Origin of the sequence: Clostridium sp. Marseille-P7770 (assembly GCF_902143525.1) — a bacterium.
Classification (GTDB): domain Bacteria; phylum Bacillota; class Clostridia; order Lachnospirales; family Lachnospiraceae; genus Pilosibacter.
Window position 1 is genome coordinate 143,243 of sequence record NZ_CABFVC010000002.1, and the last position, 16,433, is coordinate 159,675.

Annotated in this window: 19 protein-coding genes and 1 pseudogene; 18 read left to right on the plus strand and 2 right to left on the minus strand. The window is 38.3% G+C overall.

What is annotated here, in order from left to right:
- Positions 1-248 precede the first annotated feature (248 nt).
- The 12 genes and pseudogenes from FN001_RS04425 to FN001_RS04480 all read left to right on the plus strand — a co-directional run bounded on the left by FN001_RS04425 (position 249) and on the right by FN001_RS04480 (position 11,016).
- Entirely contained in the window at positions 249-1,442 is a 1,194-nt protein-coding gene (locus FN001_RS04425) for a glycosyltransferase family 4 protein (protein WP_142410952.1), read from the plus strand.
- Positions 1,375-2,001, plus strand: a pseudogene (locus FN001_RS04430) (sugar phosphate nucleotidyltransferase); the annotation flags it as partial. The gene FN001_RS04425 and the pseudogene FN001_RS04430, both read left to right, overlap by 68 nt.
- A gap of 120 nt (positions 2,002-2,121) precedes the next feature.
- Positions 2,122-2,553 (plus strand): VanZ family protein, encoded by a 432-nt coding sequence (locus FN001_RS04435; RefSeq protein ID WP_142410953.1) that lies wholly within the window; start codon positions 2,122-2,124, stop codon positions 2,551-2,553.
- A 4-nt stretch (positions 2,554-2,557) separates the two neighbouring features.
- The gene (locus FN001_RS04440; RefSeq protein WP_142410954.1) at positions 2,558-3,166 is read left to right on the plus strand and encodes a hypothetical protein; all 609 of its coding nucleotides are present in this window, start codon (positions 2,558-2,560) and stop codon (positions 3,164-3,166) included.
- Positions 3,163-4,245 (plus strand): glycosyltransferase, encoded by a 1,083-nt coding sequence (locus FN001_RS04445; protein WP_142410955.1) that lies wholly within the window; start codon positions 3,163-3,165, stop codon positions 4,243-4,245. Before FN001_RS04440 ends, FN001_RS04445 begins: the two co-directional genes overlap by 4 nt.
- A 1-nt stretch (position 4,246) precedes the next feature.
- Positions 4,247-5,140, plus strand: a complete 894-nt coding sequence (locus tag FN001_RS04450; protein ID WP_142410956.1) for a glycosyltransferase — start codon at positions 4,247-4,249, stop codon at positions 5,138-5,140.
- 143 nt (positions 5,141-5,283) lie between these two features.
- Positions 5,284-6,630 (plus strand): O-antigen polymerase, encoded by a 1,347-nt coding sequence (locus FN001_RS04455; protein WP_142410957.1) that lies wholly within the window; start codon positions 5,284-5,286, stop codon positions 6,628-6,630.
- 10 nt (positions 6,631-6,640) lie between these two features.
- On the plus strand, positions 6,641-7,306 hold the full coding sequence (locus FN001_RS18590; protein ID WP_142410958.1) for a DapH/DapD/GlmU-related protein: 666 nt from the start codon (positions 6,641-6,643) through the stop codon (positions 7,304-7,306).
- Positions 7,293-8,261 (plus strand): capsular polysaccharide synthesis protein, encoded by a 969-nt coding sequence (locus FN001_RS04465; RefSeq protein WP_142410959.1) that lies wholly within the window; start codon positions 7,293-7,295, stop codon positions 8,259-8,261. The genes FN001_RS18590 and FN001_RS04465 overlap by 14 nt, the downstream gene beginning before the upstream one ends.
- Entirely contained in the window at positions 8,258-9,652 is a 1,395-nt protein-coding gene (locus FN001_RS04470) for an MATE family efflux transporter (protein ID WP_142410960.1), read from the plus strand. The genes FN001_RS04465 and FN001_RS04470 overlap by 4 nt, the downstream gene beginning before the upstream one ends.
- A gap of 91 nt (positions 9,653-9,743) precedes the next feature.
- Entirely contained in the window at positions 9,744-10,646 is a 903-nt protein-coding gene (locus FN001_RS04475; protein WP_142410961.1) for a sugar phosphate nucleotidyltransferase, read from the plus strand.
- A gap of 40 nt (positions 10,647-10,686) precedes the next feature.
- Positions 10,687-11,016, plus strand: a complete 330-nt coding sequence (locus tag FN001_RS04480) for a hypothetical protein (RefSeq protein WP_142410962.1) — start codon at positions 10,687-10,689, stop codon at positions 11,014-11,016.
- 71 nt (positions 11,017-11,087) lie between these two features.
- Here the strand turns inward: FN001_RS04480 and FN001_RS04485 are convergent, their stop codons facing one another.
- Both FN001_RS04485 and FN001_RS04490 read right to left on the minus strand, forming a co-directional pair.
- Positions 11,088-11,642 carry an ImmA/IrrE family metallo-endopeptidase gene (locus FN001_RS04485; protein WP_185911836.1) on the minus strand — a complete coding sequence of 185 codons (555 nt, stop codon included), beginning with the start codon at positions 11,640-11,642 and terminating at the stop codon, positions 11,088-11,090.
- A 45-nt stretch (positions 11,643-11,687) separates the two neighbouring features.
- Complete coding sequence (locus tag FN001_RS04490; protein WP_055185268.1) at positions 11,688-12,089, minus strand: helix-turn-helix transcriptional regulator; 402 nt, start codon at positions 12,087-12,089, stop codon at positions 11,688-11,690.
- Between the two features lie 280 nt (positions 12,090-12,369).
- Here FN001_RS04490 and FN001_RS04495 point away from each other — a divergent pair, with 280 nt between their 5' ends.
- From FN001_RS04495 to FN001_RS04520, 6 genes are all read left to right on the plus strand, one after another.
- Positions 12,370-12,576 carry a hypothetical protein gene (locus FN001_RS04495; protein ID WP_142410964.1) on the plus strand — a complete coding sequence of 69 codons (207 nt, stop codon included), beginning with the start codon at positions 12,370-12,372 and terminating at the stop codon, positions 12,574-12,576.
- 430 nt (positions 12,577-13,006) lie between these two features.
- Entirely contained in the window at positions 13,007-13,645 is a 639-nt protein-coding gene (locus FN001_RS04500) for a sigma-70 RNA polymerase sigma factor region 4 domain-containing protein (protein ID WP_142410965.1), read from the plus strand.
- 396 nt (positions 13,646-14,041) lie between these two features.
- A complete protein-coding gene (locus tag FN001_RS04505; protein WP_142410966.1) occupies positions 14,042-14,941 on the plus strand; it encodes a DUF6017 domain-containing protein in 900 nt (299 codons plus the stop codon).
- 13 nt (positions 14,942-14,954) lie between these two features.
- Positions 14,955-15,650, plus strand: coding sequence for a phage antirepressor KilAC domain-containing protein (locus tag FN001_RS04510; RefSeq protein WP_173016727.1), 696 nt, complete (start codon positions 14,955-14,957; stop codon positions 15,648-15,650).
- Positions 15,651-15,654: 4 nt separating this feature from the next.
- Positions 15,655-15,840 (plus strand): hypothetical protein, encoded by a 186-nt coding sequence (locus tag FN001_RS04515; protein WP_118539045.1) that lies wholly within the window; start codon positions 15,655-15,657, stop codon positions 15,838-15,840.
- 41 nt (positions 15,841-15,881) lie between these two features.
- Complete coding sequence (locus FN001_RS04520) at positions 15,882-16,382, plus strand: PcfB family protein (RefSeq protein WP_142410968.1); 501 nt, start codon at positions 15,882-15,884, stop codon at positions 16,380-16,382.
- Positions 16,383-16,433: the final 51 nt, after the last annotated feature.

The following is a 16,433-nucleotide window of genomic DNA, read 5'->3' on the forward strand; positions in this document are numbered from 1 at the left end:
CCCACCACAGCGAAAGCTGATAGAGCAAAAAACAGAATAAGGAGGTACGAAGGCGCGCCTGCGTATAGATTGCTGCTGCAATCTGTATACAGGCTTGTTGTTGTACAATGAAGTAAGTTGAGGAGTAAAAGAATACGATGGAAAGAAATGTTGTTTTTAATTATGTGGTAGACACATGATTAAAAAGAAAATACTATCTCTGCAAAATTGTATATAAAATTTAGTGAAATTATGAGGGGTATTTGGAGATGAGAAAGAATAAAATCAGAATATTGCATGTGGCGCAGGCAGCAGGCGGCGTGGATCGCTACATCCGAATGCTTCTCAAGTATTTGGATAAAGAAAAGTTTGAGAATATCTTGATTTGTTCGCAAGATTTTCATGAAGAAGATTACAAAGGTTTGGTTGATTATTTTGATCAGGTAGAAATGACAAGAGCCATCGGAAGTAATGATTTAAAGGCAATTAAATCGGTTAGAACACTAATAAAAAAATATAACCCCGACATTGTCTATGCGCATTCTAGCAAGGCGGGGGCAATTGCTCGTGTTGCGGATATTGGACTGAAAAATCATTGTGTGTACAATCCACATGGTTGGGCTTTTAATATGCGTTGTTCTGCAAAGAAAAAGGCTGTATATACTGCTATTGAGAAGATTGCAGCACCATTTTGCGATAAGATCATCTGCATATCGGATGCAGAAAAAAAATCAGCTCTCGATAAGAAAATTTGTAAAGAGAATAAACTGCAGGTTATCTTTAACGGTGTCGATATTGAAGGCTATGAAAATGGGGAACACGGTGTAGTTAAGAGAAGAGATCTGAATATTCCAGAAGAAGCATTCGTCGTCGGTATGGTTGGACGAATGAGTCCACAGAAAGCACCTGATGTTTTTATTAAGATGGCAAAACAAGTTAAGGATAAAGTGCCTAATGCACACTTTATTATTGTTGGAAATGGAAATCAGGAAACTAAAATTAGAAAATATGCGGAGGACAACAATTTCTCGGAAAGCTTACATATTACAGGATGGGTTGATAATCCGATGAGTTATGTGGAAATTTTCGATGTCGCGTGTTTACTGAGTCGCTGGGAGGGCTTTGGTTTAGCTTTGCCGGAATATATGATGGCAGGTAAGCCAATCGTGGCGAGCAGAGTGGATGCTATCCCTAATATAATACGGAATGGAGAAAATGGTTTGCTTGTTGAAGCGGATGACGCTCATGGAGCAAGTGAAGCTGTGTTACAAATCTATCAGGAAAATGATTTGAAAGACAGATTGGTGACACAAGGATTGGAAGATGTGCATAACAGATTTAATGCTCGGAGAGTTTCTGCGGAGCATGGGAAGCTTTTCGAGAGAATAATGGAGGATGAAGGGCATTATTTTGGCAGGTGGTTCAGGCACACGCCTTTATCCATTGACAAAGGTAACAAGTAAACAGCTCTTGCCAATCTATGACAAACCGATGATTTATTATCCGATGTCTGTCCTGATGGACGCAGGCATCCGTGACATTTTGATTATCTCCACACCGCAGGATACACCTCGATTTGAGAACCTGCTGGGTGATGGACACTAGTTTGGTGTGAACTTGACCTATGCTGTTCAGCCGTCTCCGGATGGACTGGCACAGGCCTTTATCATTGGTGCCAACTTTATCGGCAATGAATCTGTGGCTATGGTGCTGGGCGACAACATCTTTGCGGGTCATGGTCTGAAGAAGAGATTAAACGCAGCAGTGGAAAAGGCGGAAAACGGCAAGGGCGCAACGGTGTTTGGCTACTATGTGGACGATCCGGAGCGTTTCGGCATTGTGGAGTTTGACAAGAACGGTAAGGCCATTTCTATCGAGGAAAAGCCAGAACATACGAAGAGCAACTACTGTGTCACCGGTTTGTACTTCTATGATAACCGTGTGGTCGAGTTTGCTAAGAACCTGAAACCGTCTGGTCGTGGTGAACTGGAGATTACCGATTTGAACCGCATTTATCTGGAAGGATGCAGAGGAAAAATGAAGAACAATAGCTGTTTTTCCTGGGAAATGCGATGATAATAGGAACAAAGAATTAGTGATAAAATATTCTAAAACTATGAGTGCTTAGACAAGGAAGACGAGATGAAGAAATATATAAGATATATTCCGCTAATTTTCTCCTTACTTTTGATATTTGGATTGACTTTTCAAAATGGGGCTGAATCGAAGCAACTAACAGAAAGTACACAAGCTGTTATTGGAAATGTTGTAAGTAGTTCATCAAAAGCAAATTGGTGGAATGACTATATTTTAATGAGAAAACTTGGACATATACCAGAATATTTATTGCTTGGTGGAAGCGCATATTTTGTTTTTGGTAAATGGTTGAAAGCTGGAATATTTTGTGTGACTATTAGCTTTATTGATGAAGTTGTGAAGGGACTTCTTCCGGGGAGAGAATTTGATTTCATAGATATGAGATTTGATTTGATAGGGTATGCGATAGGAATTGCATTAGCGCTGGTTGGAATTGAAATATGGAAAAAAATCAAATGTAAAAATATAGGGAGTTAATAGAATGATTGAATTGTTAGGCCTGCCGGGAGCAGGAAAAACAACATATGCAAAGAAAAAATTGGGCGATTATACAAATATACTTGAAAACAATATATATTCCGATAATAGAATTCGTCAAAATTTGAATAAAATTGTTTTCTATGTTTTTTTTGCCGCAAGAAACCCAAAACGCTATTTACTAGGCATAAATAGATTAAATAATATTCATTTTAATTCTAGAAAAACCAAGATTAAAATGAATTTATATTTATTTATGACATTGGGACTATTAGATAAATATAAAGATAAAGATGTTCTAATTGATGAGGGATTGGGGCAGGTCCTATGGGCATTTTATTATAATTCTAAAGATTCTATTGAAGCGATTAACGGTATTTTTGATATGTTCAACGAGTATTGTTGTGATACGGTGTTGTTTATCAGTGCGGAGAAAGATGAAATAAAGAATAGATTATTATTGAGAAAGAATAATGGCGGTTCAGAATTGCAAAAGGATTTGTTATCAGATGATAAATATTTGGATTTCGCAATAGAGTGTATGAAGCGAGTGCTGTCAATGCTTGAAAAGAAAGGCATCAAGTATTTTGTTATCGAGGAGAGAGAAAAATGAGAAAAGTTCTGTATTTGATTAACAGCTTGAAAAATGGTGGCCCAGTTAATATGTTATATAGTTTGTGTAAATATTTAGATAATACGCAATACAAGATATATGTGATGGCACTCAAGAAATGCGATATTAATGCTAGAGATTTTAGCAATTTAAATTGTGAATTAATAATTATAAATGAAAATAACAAATTGAAAAGGATAAATAAAGCATTCGAAGAGATTAAAAGAATTAGTCCGGACATTATACATTCACATGGTGGACTGGCAGATTGGATAAACGTTCATACGAAAAATGGGTCTAAAAAAATAACTACTATTCATTGTGATCCGGATATTGATTTGATAATGAAATATGGAAAGGTTAAAGGAACTATTGTAGCCAATATCTTTTTACATAATCTAAAAAGAATGGATTGTCCAATAGCCTGTTCAGAAACTATATCAAACAAAATTTATGAAAATCGAAAAGTTAAATTTGATTATATCAGAAATGGAATAGATCCTACAATGCTTGTAGTCAATAAATCTATTAAAAGAAGTGAGTTGAAAATTGAAGAATCAGATACAGTTTATGCGTTTTGTGGATATTTATCTAAAAGAAAAAATGTCAAATTTTTAATAGAGGTGTTCAATACACTTCCAAATAATTATAAGTTACTAGTAATTGGAGATGGGGATGAACTAGTTGCATTAAAAACATCTGCAAAAAAAGATAATGTGATATTTGTTGGAAAAGTTTCAACTCCTGCAAATTATTTGCAATTATCTGATTATTTTATATCAGCATCTCTATCTGAAGGTTTACCTATGGCAGTAATGGAAGGGATGGCTTTAGGTTTGCCGCCTGTGTTATCACGCATAGATTCACATATTGAGGTAAAAAAATGTTGTGAAGAAGGAATAGAATTATTTGATTTGGATAATGTTGATGATTTATCAACTATCATTAAAAATAAAGTTAAAGATGATAAAATTAATAGCCTAGTGAAAAATTGTGCTTATAATTATTTGCATGCAAAAAGAATGGCCTTAGAATATCAGGAAAAATATAAAGATTTAATTCGGAATGGAGACCAGTAATATGATATCGATTGTGATGGCAACATATAATGGTAAGAATTTTATTGAAGAGCAATTAGAGTCTTTGAGAAATCAGACGCTAATTGCGGATGAAGTTATTATTGCAGATGATCGTTCAACTGATGGGACGTATGAATTTATTCTTGATTATATAAAATCACATAGCTTGGAGCAATGGTCTGTTTATAGGAATGAGAATAATCTAGGATATTCTAAGAATTTTTCCAAACTTCTAATGAAGGCATCAGGAGAGATTATTTTTTTAGCCGATCAAGACGACATTTGGCATAATGATAAAGTAGAACAAATGTATTCTGTTATGGAAAGCAATAAGCAAATACAGTTACTGGCTTCTAATCCGCATCCATTTTACGAAGGAAATAAACCGCAGAAGGTCAATTACGAAAAGTTTTATGGCTCATTAATAAAGATTAATCGCTTGGCATCATGGGTTAAGCCAGCCAGACCTGGATGTACCATGTGTATTAGAAGAAGTCTGCTTGAATATTATGATGAAATATGGTTTGATGGTTACCCGCATGATTGTCTACTTTGGGGCTTAGCGGTGTTAAGAGGAACAGCATACCTTTTTAATAAAGACACTATTGAATTTAGACGTCATGATAATAATGCATCGAGTCGTATGGCTCATACGTCCAGTAATAGAATTGATAGGATGTATAAGGAGACGTCTATCATCAAAAATATGCTGAATAGCAACTTCCTTACAAAAAAACAAGTAGAATTCATATCGAAACAATACAAAGTGTATTGTAAAAGAATAGATCTTTTAAGCAGAAGATCTGTAACAGGAATTGTGAAGATGGTTTCAGTTCTAAATTATTATTCACGGAAACGATTGTGGCTTACAGATTTGTATTATGTCTTAAAATGAGTATTCGGACTCCCTGAAGATAAAAAGCAGAATACTATTGAAAACTGTTTTGAAGGATTCAGCAGTATAAGAAGTTTTGAAAGGAATTATATTTAGAATGATAAAAGGGCATATATTGGAACAGGAAGGAGATAATCGTAAAAATGCTAGTTGTATTATGGATATGCACTATCATAATTTTTATGTTAGCATATTTGATTAATAAAAGAGATCTTCTTGCCCCATCGGTTCTGTGCAGCATGATATATGTAATATGTGTAATGTTTACTGTATTGAATCAAAAATCATGGGGAATTGAGTATTCGGACAAAGCATTTTGTGTGATGATAATAATGATATTATCGTTTGTACTACCCTCTGTGTTTTTTAATATAAAAAATAATAAGGTGGGAATACAATCAGATTATGAATTGGAAATCATAGAATTCGACAAAGGAATACTTATAGGATGTCTTATTGTCGATATACTTATCTCTATTTATTACTTTAGAGAGGTTTATCGCATATCCCTTATTGGTGGAAATCCACTCGGAATAGCAGGAATGTTCTCTTATTATAGAATGTATACTGCTAATAATGCTGATGCAGAGGGATTATCTACATTAGCAAATCAGTTTCTCAAGCTAGGAAGGTCATTTGGTTTTACGGCATTGTTTATACTTATGTACAATAATCAAATTGATCGTAATATAAAACGGGATTATTGGCTAATCCCGTTTGTAGTATTAACAGCACTTCAAAATATTATTGGAGGTGGTAGAGGATACATTTTATGGTTGGTTTCTACTGGCTTTATGACATCCTATATTATCACTATGAAAAAAAGTGAATGGAAAAAAAGAATATCCTTTAAGTACATCAAAATTGGATTGAAACTTATGGCTGCTGTATTTGTAGGATTTTATTTATTGAAATATGTAGTACGAGTGGGTAATACAGTAAATTCTATTTTGGATTATATAGGATATTATGCAGGGGGCTCAATTCAAAATTTTAATTTATATTTAGATAATCCACCAACAGGAAGCCGGCAAATATGGGGCCAAGAAACATTCATGGGTGTTTATTCCACATTACAGAAATTTGGATTTGTTGATGTTTCTGGGATATATTTGACAAATTCAAATTTGGAGTTTAGAAGGTCAAATGGTGTTTCTATTGGAAATGTTTATGGCGCTGTAAGAAGATATTATAATGATTTTGGTATTATGGGGGTAATTGTTTTACAGACCATTTGCTCTTTCTTCTTCAATGCTTTTTACGCCAAGATTAAACAGCAAAGCAAACAAAAATCGAAATTTACGTATTTTTTGTATGCATATTTGTCTTATCACGTATTTGAAATGCCTATCGATGATACCTTTTATAAATCATTCATTTCATTCAATTTTTTGACAACATTGATTGTATTATTTGCGGTGTATTATATATTTACCTGTGTAAAAATTAGAGGATTAAAGATTAAGTATAGAAAAAGGAATATTGTTTAGGTGAAGATATATGATAAGAAAAATATTAAATTACGTAAAAGATCTAAAAATACGCAAACTTTGGAAAAAAAACAATAAGCATAATCATACAAGCATAGGTTACATTACAACTCCAAATTTATTAAAATTAATTCAAAACAATGGAGTGAATGTTGGAAAGAATACATACGGAAAGTTAAATATTAACTATACTGGAGCTCCCAACGAAGCATTAACAATTGGAAATAATTGTTCGATTGCAGGAAGCGCAAATTTTTTATTGGGTGGTGAACACAATTATAAATGTATCACTACATTTCCATATAGGTATAGAGTTTTTGGTTTGACTAATGATGTTAGATCGAAAGGACCAATCAAGATTGAAGATGAAGTCTGGATTGGTGATGGGGCATGGATATTGTCAGGGGTTACAGTAGGCAAAGGTGCAATTATCGCAACAGGTTCAATCGTAACAAGAGATGTGCCACCATACGCTATTGTGGGCGGCTCACCTGCCAGAATAATTAAATATAGGTTTTCGGAGAGCATTATAAAAAAAATCATTGGTATTGATTTGGCTAATTGTGAGTTAAGCGTAAATCAATTAGACTTGCTCACTAAAGATATTACCGAAGAAAATGTCGATAGTATTATTTTCGGACTGACAAGAGGTGAAGATATAAGTGAAAAAAATTAAAGGAAAGATTAGAAATATTATTTCGATATATCGCTATTTTGGGCTTTCGTTAGGATGTTATAATTTTCTGTTGTCTATTCCGTTTATAAAACATATTTCGTTGTGGAAGAAAATTAATAAAAAATACTACAGATTGTGCAAAGACTACCTTTATTCACATTACTTGTCAGATTATAGCTTCGATGATAGTGATGAAATTGGAAGAATAGATGAAAACTCAAATATTTGGGTATTTTGGTGGCAAGGGATTTGTAATGCTCCTGAATTGGTGAAAAAATGTCTTAGTACGATTATTAAGTTTAAGGGTAAGCACAATGTTGTAATCATTGATAAGACGAATCTTATGAATTATCTTGATGTTCCGGATTTTTTCTGGAGTAAATTGGAAAATAATGAGATTTCTATTCAACATTTTTCTGATTATATAAGAACTAGGTTGTTATATAAATACGGTGGAATATGGATGGATGCGACATTATTTTTGACGGATAATGTGGATGAAGATCTGACTAAATATGGATTTTATACGATAAGACATGGGGAACGATCAGATTATCATATTTGCGAAGGAAAATGGTCTACATTTTTTATGGCGTCATGTAAAGGAAACAAATTTTTTAAATATTTAGCAGATTTGCAAGAAAAATATTGGAGGAATGAAAAATATCCGATTTGCTATTTGATAATTGACTGTTTTATCTCTTTGTTGGTTGATGTATCCCCGTTTTGCAGAGATCAAGTCAATCAAGTTCCGGTAAACAATACTAAAACAATGCAATTAGCAAAAATGTTTACAAAAGATTATTCTGATGTAAAAGAGAGTGTTGATGAAATTATAAAAAACACAAAAATAATTAAATTATCTAATAAGTGCAAGGTGAATACGAGCCCGGATAGTGTTTATTATTGGCTTTTAAATGTATACGATAATAGAGAGGAGAAAACAGCCTTATGAGAAAAGGACTCCTTAAGGTAATGATCGCTAATTTAATTGGTTTGGTAATTAGCGTCGTTACTAATTTTTTGATTCCAAAATATGTTTCAGTTGATTCTTATAGTCTTATAAAAACTTACGCATTGTATCTGACGTATGCGGGTTTTTTTAGTATTGGATACAATGATGGTATGTACTTGAAGTACGGAGGAAAAAACCTTGATCAAATAAACAAAAAGGAACTTGCGGATAATTTTTTTAACTATTCAATATTAATAATTTTAATGCAGCTTTTTGTCCTTGCTGTAGGGTTGTTTCTTAATGATAATATTGTGATTGCATTTTCTTTCGGAATAATATCGTATAATATATTAGGCTATTTGAAGTCATTATATCAGGCAACTGGTGAATTTGGAGCTTATAGCAGGGCGTTAAACATAGAAAAAGTATCTGTATTTATTTTTAATTTAATTTTAATTTATATTATTAAATCAGATAACTATTTGTGGTACATTTGGATACAGGTTATTATAGGATTAGTTGTCACTGTAATACTGTTGCTAAAGTTAGAAACAAAGGTTAGATTCCTGAAATTAGGTTCTCTAAATATGAATGAGTATAAAGAAAACATCTCATCAGGAATTATTCTTATGCTTGGTAATTTTTCTAGTAGTATTTTTACTGGGTTAGATAGATGGTTTGTTAAGATTTTATTGCTGTCATTTGATTTTGCTATGTATTCTTTTGCTGTGAGCATGGAAAATATAATAAATGTATTCGTTTCGCCAATAACTGTATCAATGTATAATTACTTTTGTAAAAAACCTAGTCTAAATGAAATTAAGAGTGTAAAGAAATTATCTTTGATATGGGGATTTGTTGTTATTTCGGCTGCATTTCCTGCAAAATGGATATTGGTTCATTATTTAAATACTTATCTTGCGGCGAATGATGTGATTTTTCTATTGTTTGGAGCACAAGTCTTTTATATTGTAGTTAAATCAATATATGTAAATTTATATAAAGCAGAAAAGCAACAAAATATTTATTTGCAACAGATGGTAGTAATGATTGTCTTAGGTGCAGTACTAAACGCGCTTTTCTTTGCTGTCTATAATAGTACTATTTCGATTGCTTTTGCAACATTTTGTACATCCATTATTTGGATGCTCATTTGCGAGTACAAAGACAAAGAATTGAGATTCAGTAATAAGGAGTATCTTTCTTTATTCGTAATCATGGGAACTTATTGTTTTTGTGGATATAAGCTATCTCCAATTTTAGGCTTGTGTGTGTATGTGGCCGTAACGGTTATAGTCTGTTATTTTTTTATGAAAGAGACAGTTTTTTTTGTAGTTAAAAATATTATGTATTATTTAAATAAAGTAAAGAAACAACTATCAGGAATATGATGAAAAATGTGTTAAAGAAGTGATATTTTTAATTGCTCGAAAAGAGAAACTAATAGACTAAATTATGAATAAACTGCGAGAGGAGAGAACTATGAAAACAACATTACTTATTATGGCAGCCGGTATTGGCAGTCGCTTCGGAACAGGAATCAAGCAGTTAGAGCCAGTGGATGATGCTGGACATATCATCATGGATTACTCAATCCATGATGCGATTGAGGTTGGTTTCAATCATGTGGTATTTATTATCCGTAAGGATATCGAGAAGGAATTCAAAGAGGTCATCGGCGATCGCATTGCCTCCATTTGTGCTTCTCATGGTGTCACTGTGGACTACGCATTTCAGGATATCAACGATATTCCGGGAGAACTTCCGGCAGGTCGGACAAAGCCGTGGGGAACCGGACAGGCTGTGCTTGCAGCAAAGAATGTGATTGATACCCCGTTCATTGTGATCAACGCAGATGATTACTATGGCAAAGAAGGTTTCAAAGCAGTCCACGAGTATTTGGTAAATGGCGGCAAGTCCTGTATGGCAGGCTTCGTGCTGAAGAATACTCTGTCCGATAATGGCGGAGTAACCCGTGGTGTTTGCAAGATGGACGACCAGAACAATTTGACTGAGGTTGTGGAAACCAAGAATATTGTAAAAACTGCAACTGGGGCAGAAACAGACGGCGTAGCTGTTGATGTTGACTCTTTGGTTTCCATGAACATGTGGGGATTGACTCCTGACTTTTTGACTGTGCTGGAAGATGGCTTTAAGGAGTTCTTTAAGGAAGAGGTCCAGGGTAATCCGCTGAAAGCAGAGTATCTGATTCCTATCTTTATCGGTGAACTGCTGGAGCAGGGAAAAATGTCCGTAAAGGTTCTGAAGACCAACGACACCTGGTATGGCATGACCTATCACGAAGATGTCGCAGCCGTAAAGGACAGCTTCAAGAAGATGCTAGAGAACGGCGTGTATAAGGCTGATTTATTTGCAGATTTGTGATATACTTGAGCCATCATAATAGGAAAGAGGTTTGTGTCCTATGCCCAGAACCAAAGGTAGCAAGAATAAGCCCAAAACTGTGACTGCTGATTTTGCAACGCAGATTGCAGAAAAGCAGTCCGCAAAGGAAGCACTCACAGCTGAGATTGCATCCATCACCGCAAACATTGACACTCTGAAGGCTGATTTGAAAGCAAAAAAGGCTGCTCTGAAGAAGGCCGAAAAAGAAGTGGCCACTCTGGTAGCAAAGAAGGCAAAGGCAGATGCTAAGGCTGCAGAAGAAGCGAAGAAAGCAGAAGCGGAATCCGTTCTGAAGAAGTTGCTTGCCGAAGGCATGAGTGCCGATGAAATTCTCGAAAAACTGAAATAACACGAAAAACCCGTGATGGACAGGCATAACGCACCGTCCATTACGGGTTTTAGGGTTATAAGAAAATACAGTTATCCGGCGGCCACATCAAACTGAAAATGTGCCGGCAGGTTGAGCTGCTTGATAAATGCATGGTGCTGGGCTTGGTAGTGCCGAAGATCATACCCCAGATGATGCAGTTCAAGAAGCTTTACCAACACCAGATTGATATGAATGCGTTTGGCATCGGCAATCTGAGCAGCATCCATCTTGCGTTTCGTCATCTGATAGACTTCCTCACTGTCTAGCATCAGGTGGGATGTGAAAGCGTTATGCTCATAAAGAAGGATGTGCTTATCCTTAATGGTCAGAAACTTGTTCAGAGTATGCAAGTCCATAAGAAGCTGATGCTCCAGATAATGTCCGAGCGCATAACCGCACACCATCTGCTTTGTCTGTTTGTCTAGCTGGCGATTGATAAGGATCAGTGGCTTATCAAAATAGAGTGAAAGCAAACCCAACATATCTTTAATGCGAGATGTTTCACTGATGTCCAGACTGCAACTGCGCGCGATCTGTTTGATGTTGCGAGTTCCGACATTTTGGACAAGTTCATTAGCAGCTTGGTGAATAAATGCAGAATCCATAATGTGATCTCCTTCCGGGGATAGCATAGTGAATAGAACAGTGGTTCACAGGTTCATTATTCGTTCCTTTTCTCGTTTTTGTTCTCGGTACTTAAAATAGGCTTTGTGCATTTCATACATGATGCCGTCCATATCCTGCGGGGTCAACTCTCCGCTGGCAAATAGCTCAGTAAGCTCAAATGCGAGATGCTGGGCTTCTATTTTGCCCTTTTTTCCGTAGGCTTCGGCGGCACGTTCGATAAATAAAGACTGATCCGGCTGTAAATAGGTCAGAGGTACATGGAATATATCGGCCATCTTTTCAAGCATTTCAATACTGCGAGGGTAGCGGCCATCACGCTCCCATCCGATGATCGTTCGTTTGTTGATACCCAGACATTGTGCCAATTCGTCCTGTGTTAAAGAATGTTTCTTTCGTAGATCGCGAACTTTCTCTCCAAATTTCATGTTTGCAACCTTTCTATGGCGTAGTTATCGTGCTGTAACAATGTGCAACGGGATTTGTAAATATTCAATCTGGAAGATGCAACGAATTTTCACATTTTCCTCTTGACACGGCGACACGACTTGCTTATAATATATGCTATATTCTATCATCTTTTGGATTATTATACCGTAAAAAACGTAAATATGCAAGTCGAAAAAGGTGAAAAAAGAGCGGAAGTTCAAAAGGTGAAATTGAATAGAAAAAAGAAACTTAAACCAACACAAAGGAGGCCGTGAGAAGATGAGCAACGGAGAACATGAAATCCGCACCCCAAAGGGGCTGCGGATCGGGAATCGCAGTGTCGTTGATGGAAAGAATATGCTTCAGATCAAGCGTGGTGGCTGTGAAGATTATATTTCTGCTGAATCTCTGGTGGAGTGTATTCACGGCCTTCCCGTGAAGAGTATCGAATTTTTCACAGAAGAGAACCAACGGAAAGAAGCCTGAAGCAGAGTGCTTCATCGGACACTGAAAGCGCAGAGGTGGAATCTTAGGCGGCACTTGGTTAGCCGACCAGCTCCACCAGACGTTCTTTTGGGTCTACAATATAATATCTGTTTGTTTAGAGCGATACCGTAGCAATATGTGATATAGGCCGGAACAGAATGAGCGAATGCAGCGCAGTAGTGCGCCTGTGAGTAACTCATCCTGTTCCGGTTTTTTTAATTTTTTTTTCAAAAACACCTTGCGAAATGCCCTTCCAGCAATTCTATATATGAGAGACTAAACATCACACCTTAAAAGTGAATCATGAAATAGCGATGCAGTAGGAGAAGTCTTAGACTTCCCGTTCAAAAAAAACGGGTAAGTCTGGGACAACTTTTGCTGCATTTTTGTTTCAGACCGCCCGCAGCCAAAAGGCAGAAAGGTGGACATTATGATGACATTCAAGGATCTGAAAAAGCTTGTTGAACTCCCTTCGTACAAGGAACAGCGTGTTCCAACCGTGAAGGCACTTGAGGTATCTGGTGTGCCAGTGGTAGCTGAGAAGATTCTGGAAAATCATGGAAGCATCAGTGTCTACCAAAATGGTTATGTGATTTACCGGGCGCATAAAAGAGTGACCGTTTTCTCGCTTCGCAACTGCGTACATTATAAATATGATGCACTGGAGGGTGCGGGGCATCACATTGAGGAAGAGGAATTTGATGAATACGAGTGGCACATCCGTCTGGTTCTGGAAGGAGAGGATCGTATTTTCATGAACTACGAGATCATTCAGGGAAAATGGATGCCATCCCGTGAGGATAGGGAGTATAAGGAAGAAATCCTGGAGGGAGTCGATGACGCAGTCAGTACACTGGAAAGAATGATAAGTGAGGAAAGAGTGGAAGAACTGCTCTCTACTTTGACTGATTTGCAGAGAAAAGTCGTTCACATCCACCTATTCCATGGTCTTTCTTTTACAGAGGCGGCAAAACACCTTGGCATGACCCGCCAGAATCTTACCGGAATTTATAACGCAGCAATTTACAAGATACAGAAAAAGCACTTCCGGGCACTGTGCAGTTGCTAACATATTATACATAATCAAAAGATGAGCCGTCCAATCACAGAAAACAATCTGAATTGGGCGGCTCAAAAATTTTTTTGAGTTTTTTTCAAAAACACCTTGCGAAATGACCCTTCTCCGATTCTAAGGATGAGAGGACAACACAAAACCCCTCCACAGGAACCTTGAAAATTGAATAAGCCATCCCAGAGAGATACTTCTGATATTGAATGTGCATCCTGCGTGTCTTGTCAGAGAAAACGCCGCTGAAATATGGGGCAGGAACGGGCTGGGGCAGAATGGCAAAGCTCAAATAACAGCAGATACAATGCGGCGGAGTGTCGAAAGATGCTCCGTCGTAGGAATGTACTGTTATTTATAATAGTGCAAATCCAGAAAGAGGGGAGGTGATGAATCTACATGAAGTACCCGTATTTCAGAGGTCTGGAAGCAGACCGATACAGTTTCTACCGTGTGCCGAAAGCACTCATCAAGGTAGACCTGTTTGAAAAGATGTCCGGCGACGCAAAGCTGCTGTATGCTGTCTTGCTGGATCGGATGAATCTTTCGCTTAAAAATGGCTGGCAGGATGAGAATGGAAATGCCTATATCATCTGTACGATAGATGAGATCATGGATTCGATTCGATGTGCCAGACAAAAAGCGGTCAAACTGCTGGACGAGCTGGAACATGAATATCAGCTTATTGAGCGGCGCAGGCAGGGCTTGGGAAAGCCGAACCTGCTCTATGTAAAAGACCTCTATGCGGGACTTTCACAATCGAACTACTGGAAGTATGAAAATCAAACTTCTGGTGGTTTGAAAAGCGAACTTCCGGGAGTATGGAAATCAAACGGAAGTAAGACTGATATAAATAATAATACTGATAGTAGTGAGACTGATCTAATCTATTCTGCACAATCTGGTGAAAACATATCCGGGGAGATGCGGGAAGATGAAAGGTATCGCTTCTATTTTCAAGACAAGCTGGAAATCCCAATCTTAGAGAAGAACTTCCCACATGACCGGGAAATCCTGATGGAGATTCTGGAACTTCTTGTGGAAACCGTAACCAGCAGAAAGAAGTTCCTGCGCATTTGCGGGGAAGAAAAGCCGAAAGAGGTGGTCAAAAGCCGCCTGATGAAGCTGGATTCCATGCACATCCAGTATGTAATGGAATGCCTGAAAAGCAATACCACACAGGTACGAAACATCAAACAATATCTGCTTGCTACACTGTATAATGCTCCGACCACGATTGACAGCTATTACGCTGCACAGGTCAGACATGATTTCGGATGGGGCGGCAGAAGCAATTAAGGAGGACGATGCAATGAGCGTGTTTTTTATGGATTTTGATATGGCTCCCTCGGTGATCTGGGCGAGAGACTTGTACGACCAGATGCAGATTCGGAGTGACTTCCGCAAGTGGTTCCCCCGGATGTGCCAGTATGGATTTGTGGAGGGCCGGGACTATGAGTTCGTTCCCCGTGTCCGTCCGCAGGATGAGGGCGGGCGCACGGTGCAGCGGTATGTGAAAGACTACCGGATTACGCTGGAGATGGCAAAGCAGTTGTACAAGCTCCATCACTTCCACAAGAACGACTGTTTCCGCAGCTGCGAAGGACAGCACTGCATGGGAACGGATCACTGGATGCAGGCAGTCATTGAACTGCTGCATCAGCACAAGTGCAAAAGCCACGCGCCGCCGAAGCGTTTTTACGAATCACAGCCGCCCGATTCGCTGGTGACAACGACACAGATCGCAAAAGAGTACGGCTGCGGTGCAAAGGTGTTCAATCGTCTGCTCCATCTGCACGGTATCCAGTACCGGGCCAATAACCAGTGGGTGCTGTATGCAAAGCATCAGGATAAGGGATATACTGCAAACCTTGTTTTCCGGCTCCATCGGAGTGATGGCAGTGCAGTGGAAAAGCTGCATACGGCATGGACGCACAAAGGCAGGAAGTTTCTGTACCACGAACTGAAACGGCGTGGGATTCTTCCGATGGCAGAACAGGAGGGGTGAGCCTATGAACTTTACGAATAGCCCGTTTGAACGTATGATGCGCCAGCGTCCGGGAACGGACAGTGACCATCCCTGCATTTCCTGCCGACACCGCAGGGAGTGCGGCTACATGATGCACCAGTGCAGAAAGAAATTTCGTTCGGTCTTTGGCGATACGGCTCCCCCGGTATCAGGCACAGTCAGTGTCTGATGCCGTTTGGATAAAACTATAAACCGGAAAGGAGGGCGCAGGTGCAGGATGAAGTAAACGAAAAAACGATGGCATTGTGCATCAAAGGCGGAAAAATCTCGGCGCAGCTTCTGAAAGCAGCACTGACAAAGCTGCTTTCAGAGATCGAGAAGAAAAAACAGCAGTCGAAGAAGATGGGAGGGCAGAACCGATGTAAGAGAGGAAAGCAGAGCATCAAGAGCCTGCAACAGAGCGGCGCACAGCTTACCAATATCGTTGTCACGGACAATAACATCAAGTCGTTTGACCGGGTAGCTCGGAAGTACGGCGTTGATTATAGTCTGAAAAAGGCAGAAAAAGAGGGGAAAACCGAATATCTGGTCTTTTTCAAGGCAAAAGATGTGGATGTTATGACGGCGGCATTCAAGGAATATACCGGAGTTTCGCTGAAAAAGGAGCAGCGGCAGTCCATCCGAAAGAAGCTGGAGCAGGCCAAGGAGCGTGTTGCCAAGCACCGGGAGATCACCAAGGAAAAGATGAAAGACAGAGGGCAGATGCGATGAGCCAGAAAAAGAAAACGACCGCACAGAGCAAACGTCCGCGTAAAGCCCCCT

What these genes read in the sequence shown, in the direction of transcription:
- FN001_RS04425 (WP_142410952.1), top strand. Translation starts at nt 249, where the DNA reads ATGAGAAAGAATAAAATCAGAATATTGCATGTGGCGCAGGCAGCAGGC.
- FN001_RS04435 (WP_142410953.1), top strand. Translation starts at nt 2,122, where the DNA reads ATGAAGAAATATATAAGATATATTCCGCTAATTTTCTCCTTACTTTTG.
- FN001_RS04440 (WP_142410954.1), top strand. Translation starts at nt 2,558, where the DNA reads ATGATTGAATTGTTAGGCCTGCCGGGAGCAGGAAAAACAACATATGCA.
- FN001_RS04445 (WP_142410955.1), top strand. Translation starts at nt 3,163, where the DNA reads ATGAGAAAAGTTCTGTATTTGATTAACAGCTTGAAAAATGGTGGCCCA.
- FN001_RS04450 (WP_142410956.1), top strand. Translation starts at nt 4,247, where the DNA reads ATGATATCGATTGTGATGGCAACATATAATGGTAAGAATTTTATTGAA.
- FN001_RS04455 (WP_142410957.1), top strand. Translation starts at nt 5,284, where the DNA reads ATGCTAGTTGTATTATGGATATGCACTATCATAATTTTTATGTTAGCA.
- FN001_RS18590 (WP_142410958.1), top strand. Translation starts at nt 6,641, where the DNA reads ATGATAAGAAAAATATTAAATTACGTAAAAGATCTAAAAATACGCAAA.
- FN001_RS04470 (WP_142410960.1), top strand. Translation starts at nt 8,258, where the DNA reads ATGAGAAAAGGACTCCTTAAGGTAATGATCGCTAATTTAATTGGTTTG.
- FN001_RS04475 (WP_142410961.1), top strand. Translation starts at nt 9,744, where the DNA reads ATGAAAACAACATTACTTATTATGGCAGCCGGTATTGGCAGTCGCTTC.
- FN001_RS04480 (WP_142410962.1), top strand. Translation starts at nt 10,687, where the DNA reads ATGCCCAGAACCAAAGGTAGCAAGAATAAGCCCAAAACTGTGACTGCT.
- FN001_RS04485 (WP_185911836.1), bottom strand. Translation starts at nt 11,642, where the DNA reads ATGGATTCTGCATTTATTCACCAAGCTGCTAATGAACTTGTCCAAAAT.
- FN001_RS04490 (WP_055185268.1), bottom strand. Translation starts at nt 12,089, where the DNA reads ATGAAATTTGGAGAGAAAGTTCGCGATCTACGAAAGAAACATTCTTTA.
- FN001_RS04495 (WP_142410964.1), top strand. Translation starts at nt 12,370, where the DNA reads ATGAGCAACGGAGAACATGAAATCCGCACCCCAAAGGGGCTGCGGATC.
- FN001_RS04500 (WP_142410965.1), top strand. Translation starts at nt 13,007, where the DNA reads ATGATGACATTCAAGGATCTGAAAAAGCTTGTTGAACTCCCTTCGTAC.
- FN001_RS04505 (WP_142410966.1), top strand. Translation starts at nt 14,042, where the DNA reads ATGAAGTACCCGTATTTCAGAGGTCTGGAAGCAGACCGATACAGTTTC.
- FN001_RS04510 (WP_173016727.1), top strand. Translation starts at nt 14,955, where the DNA reads ATGAGCGTGTTTTTTATGGATTTTGATATGGCTCCCTCGGTGATCTGG.
- FN001_RS04515 (WP_118539045.1), top strand. Translation starts at nt 15,655, where the DNA reads ATGAACTTTACGAATAGCCCGTTTGAACGTATGATGCGCCAGCGTCCG.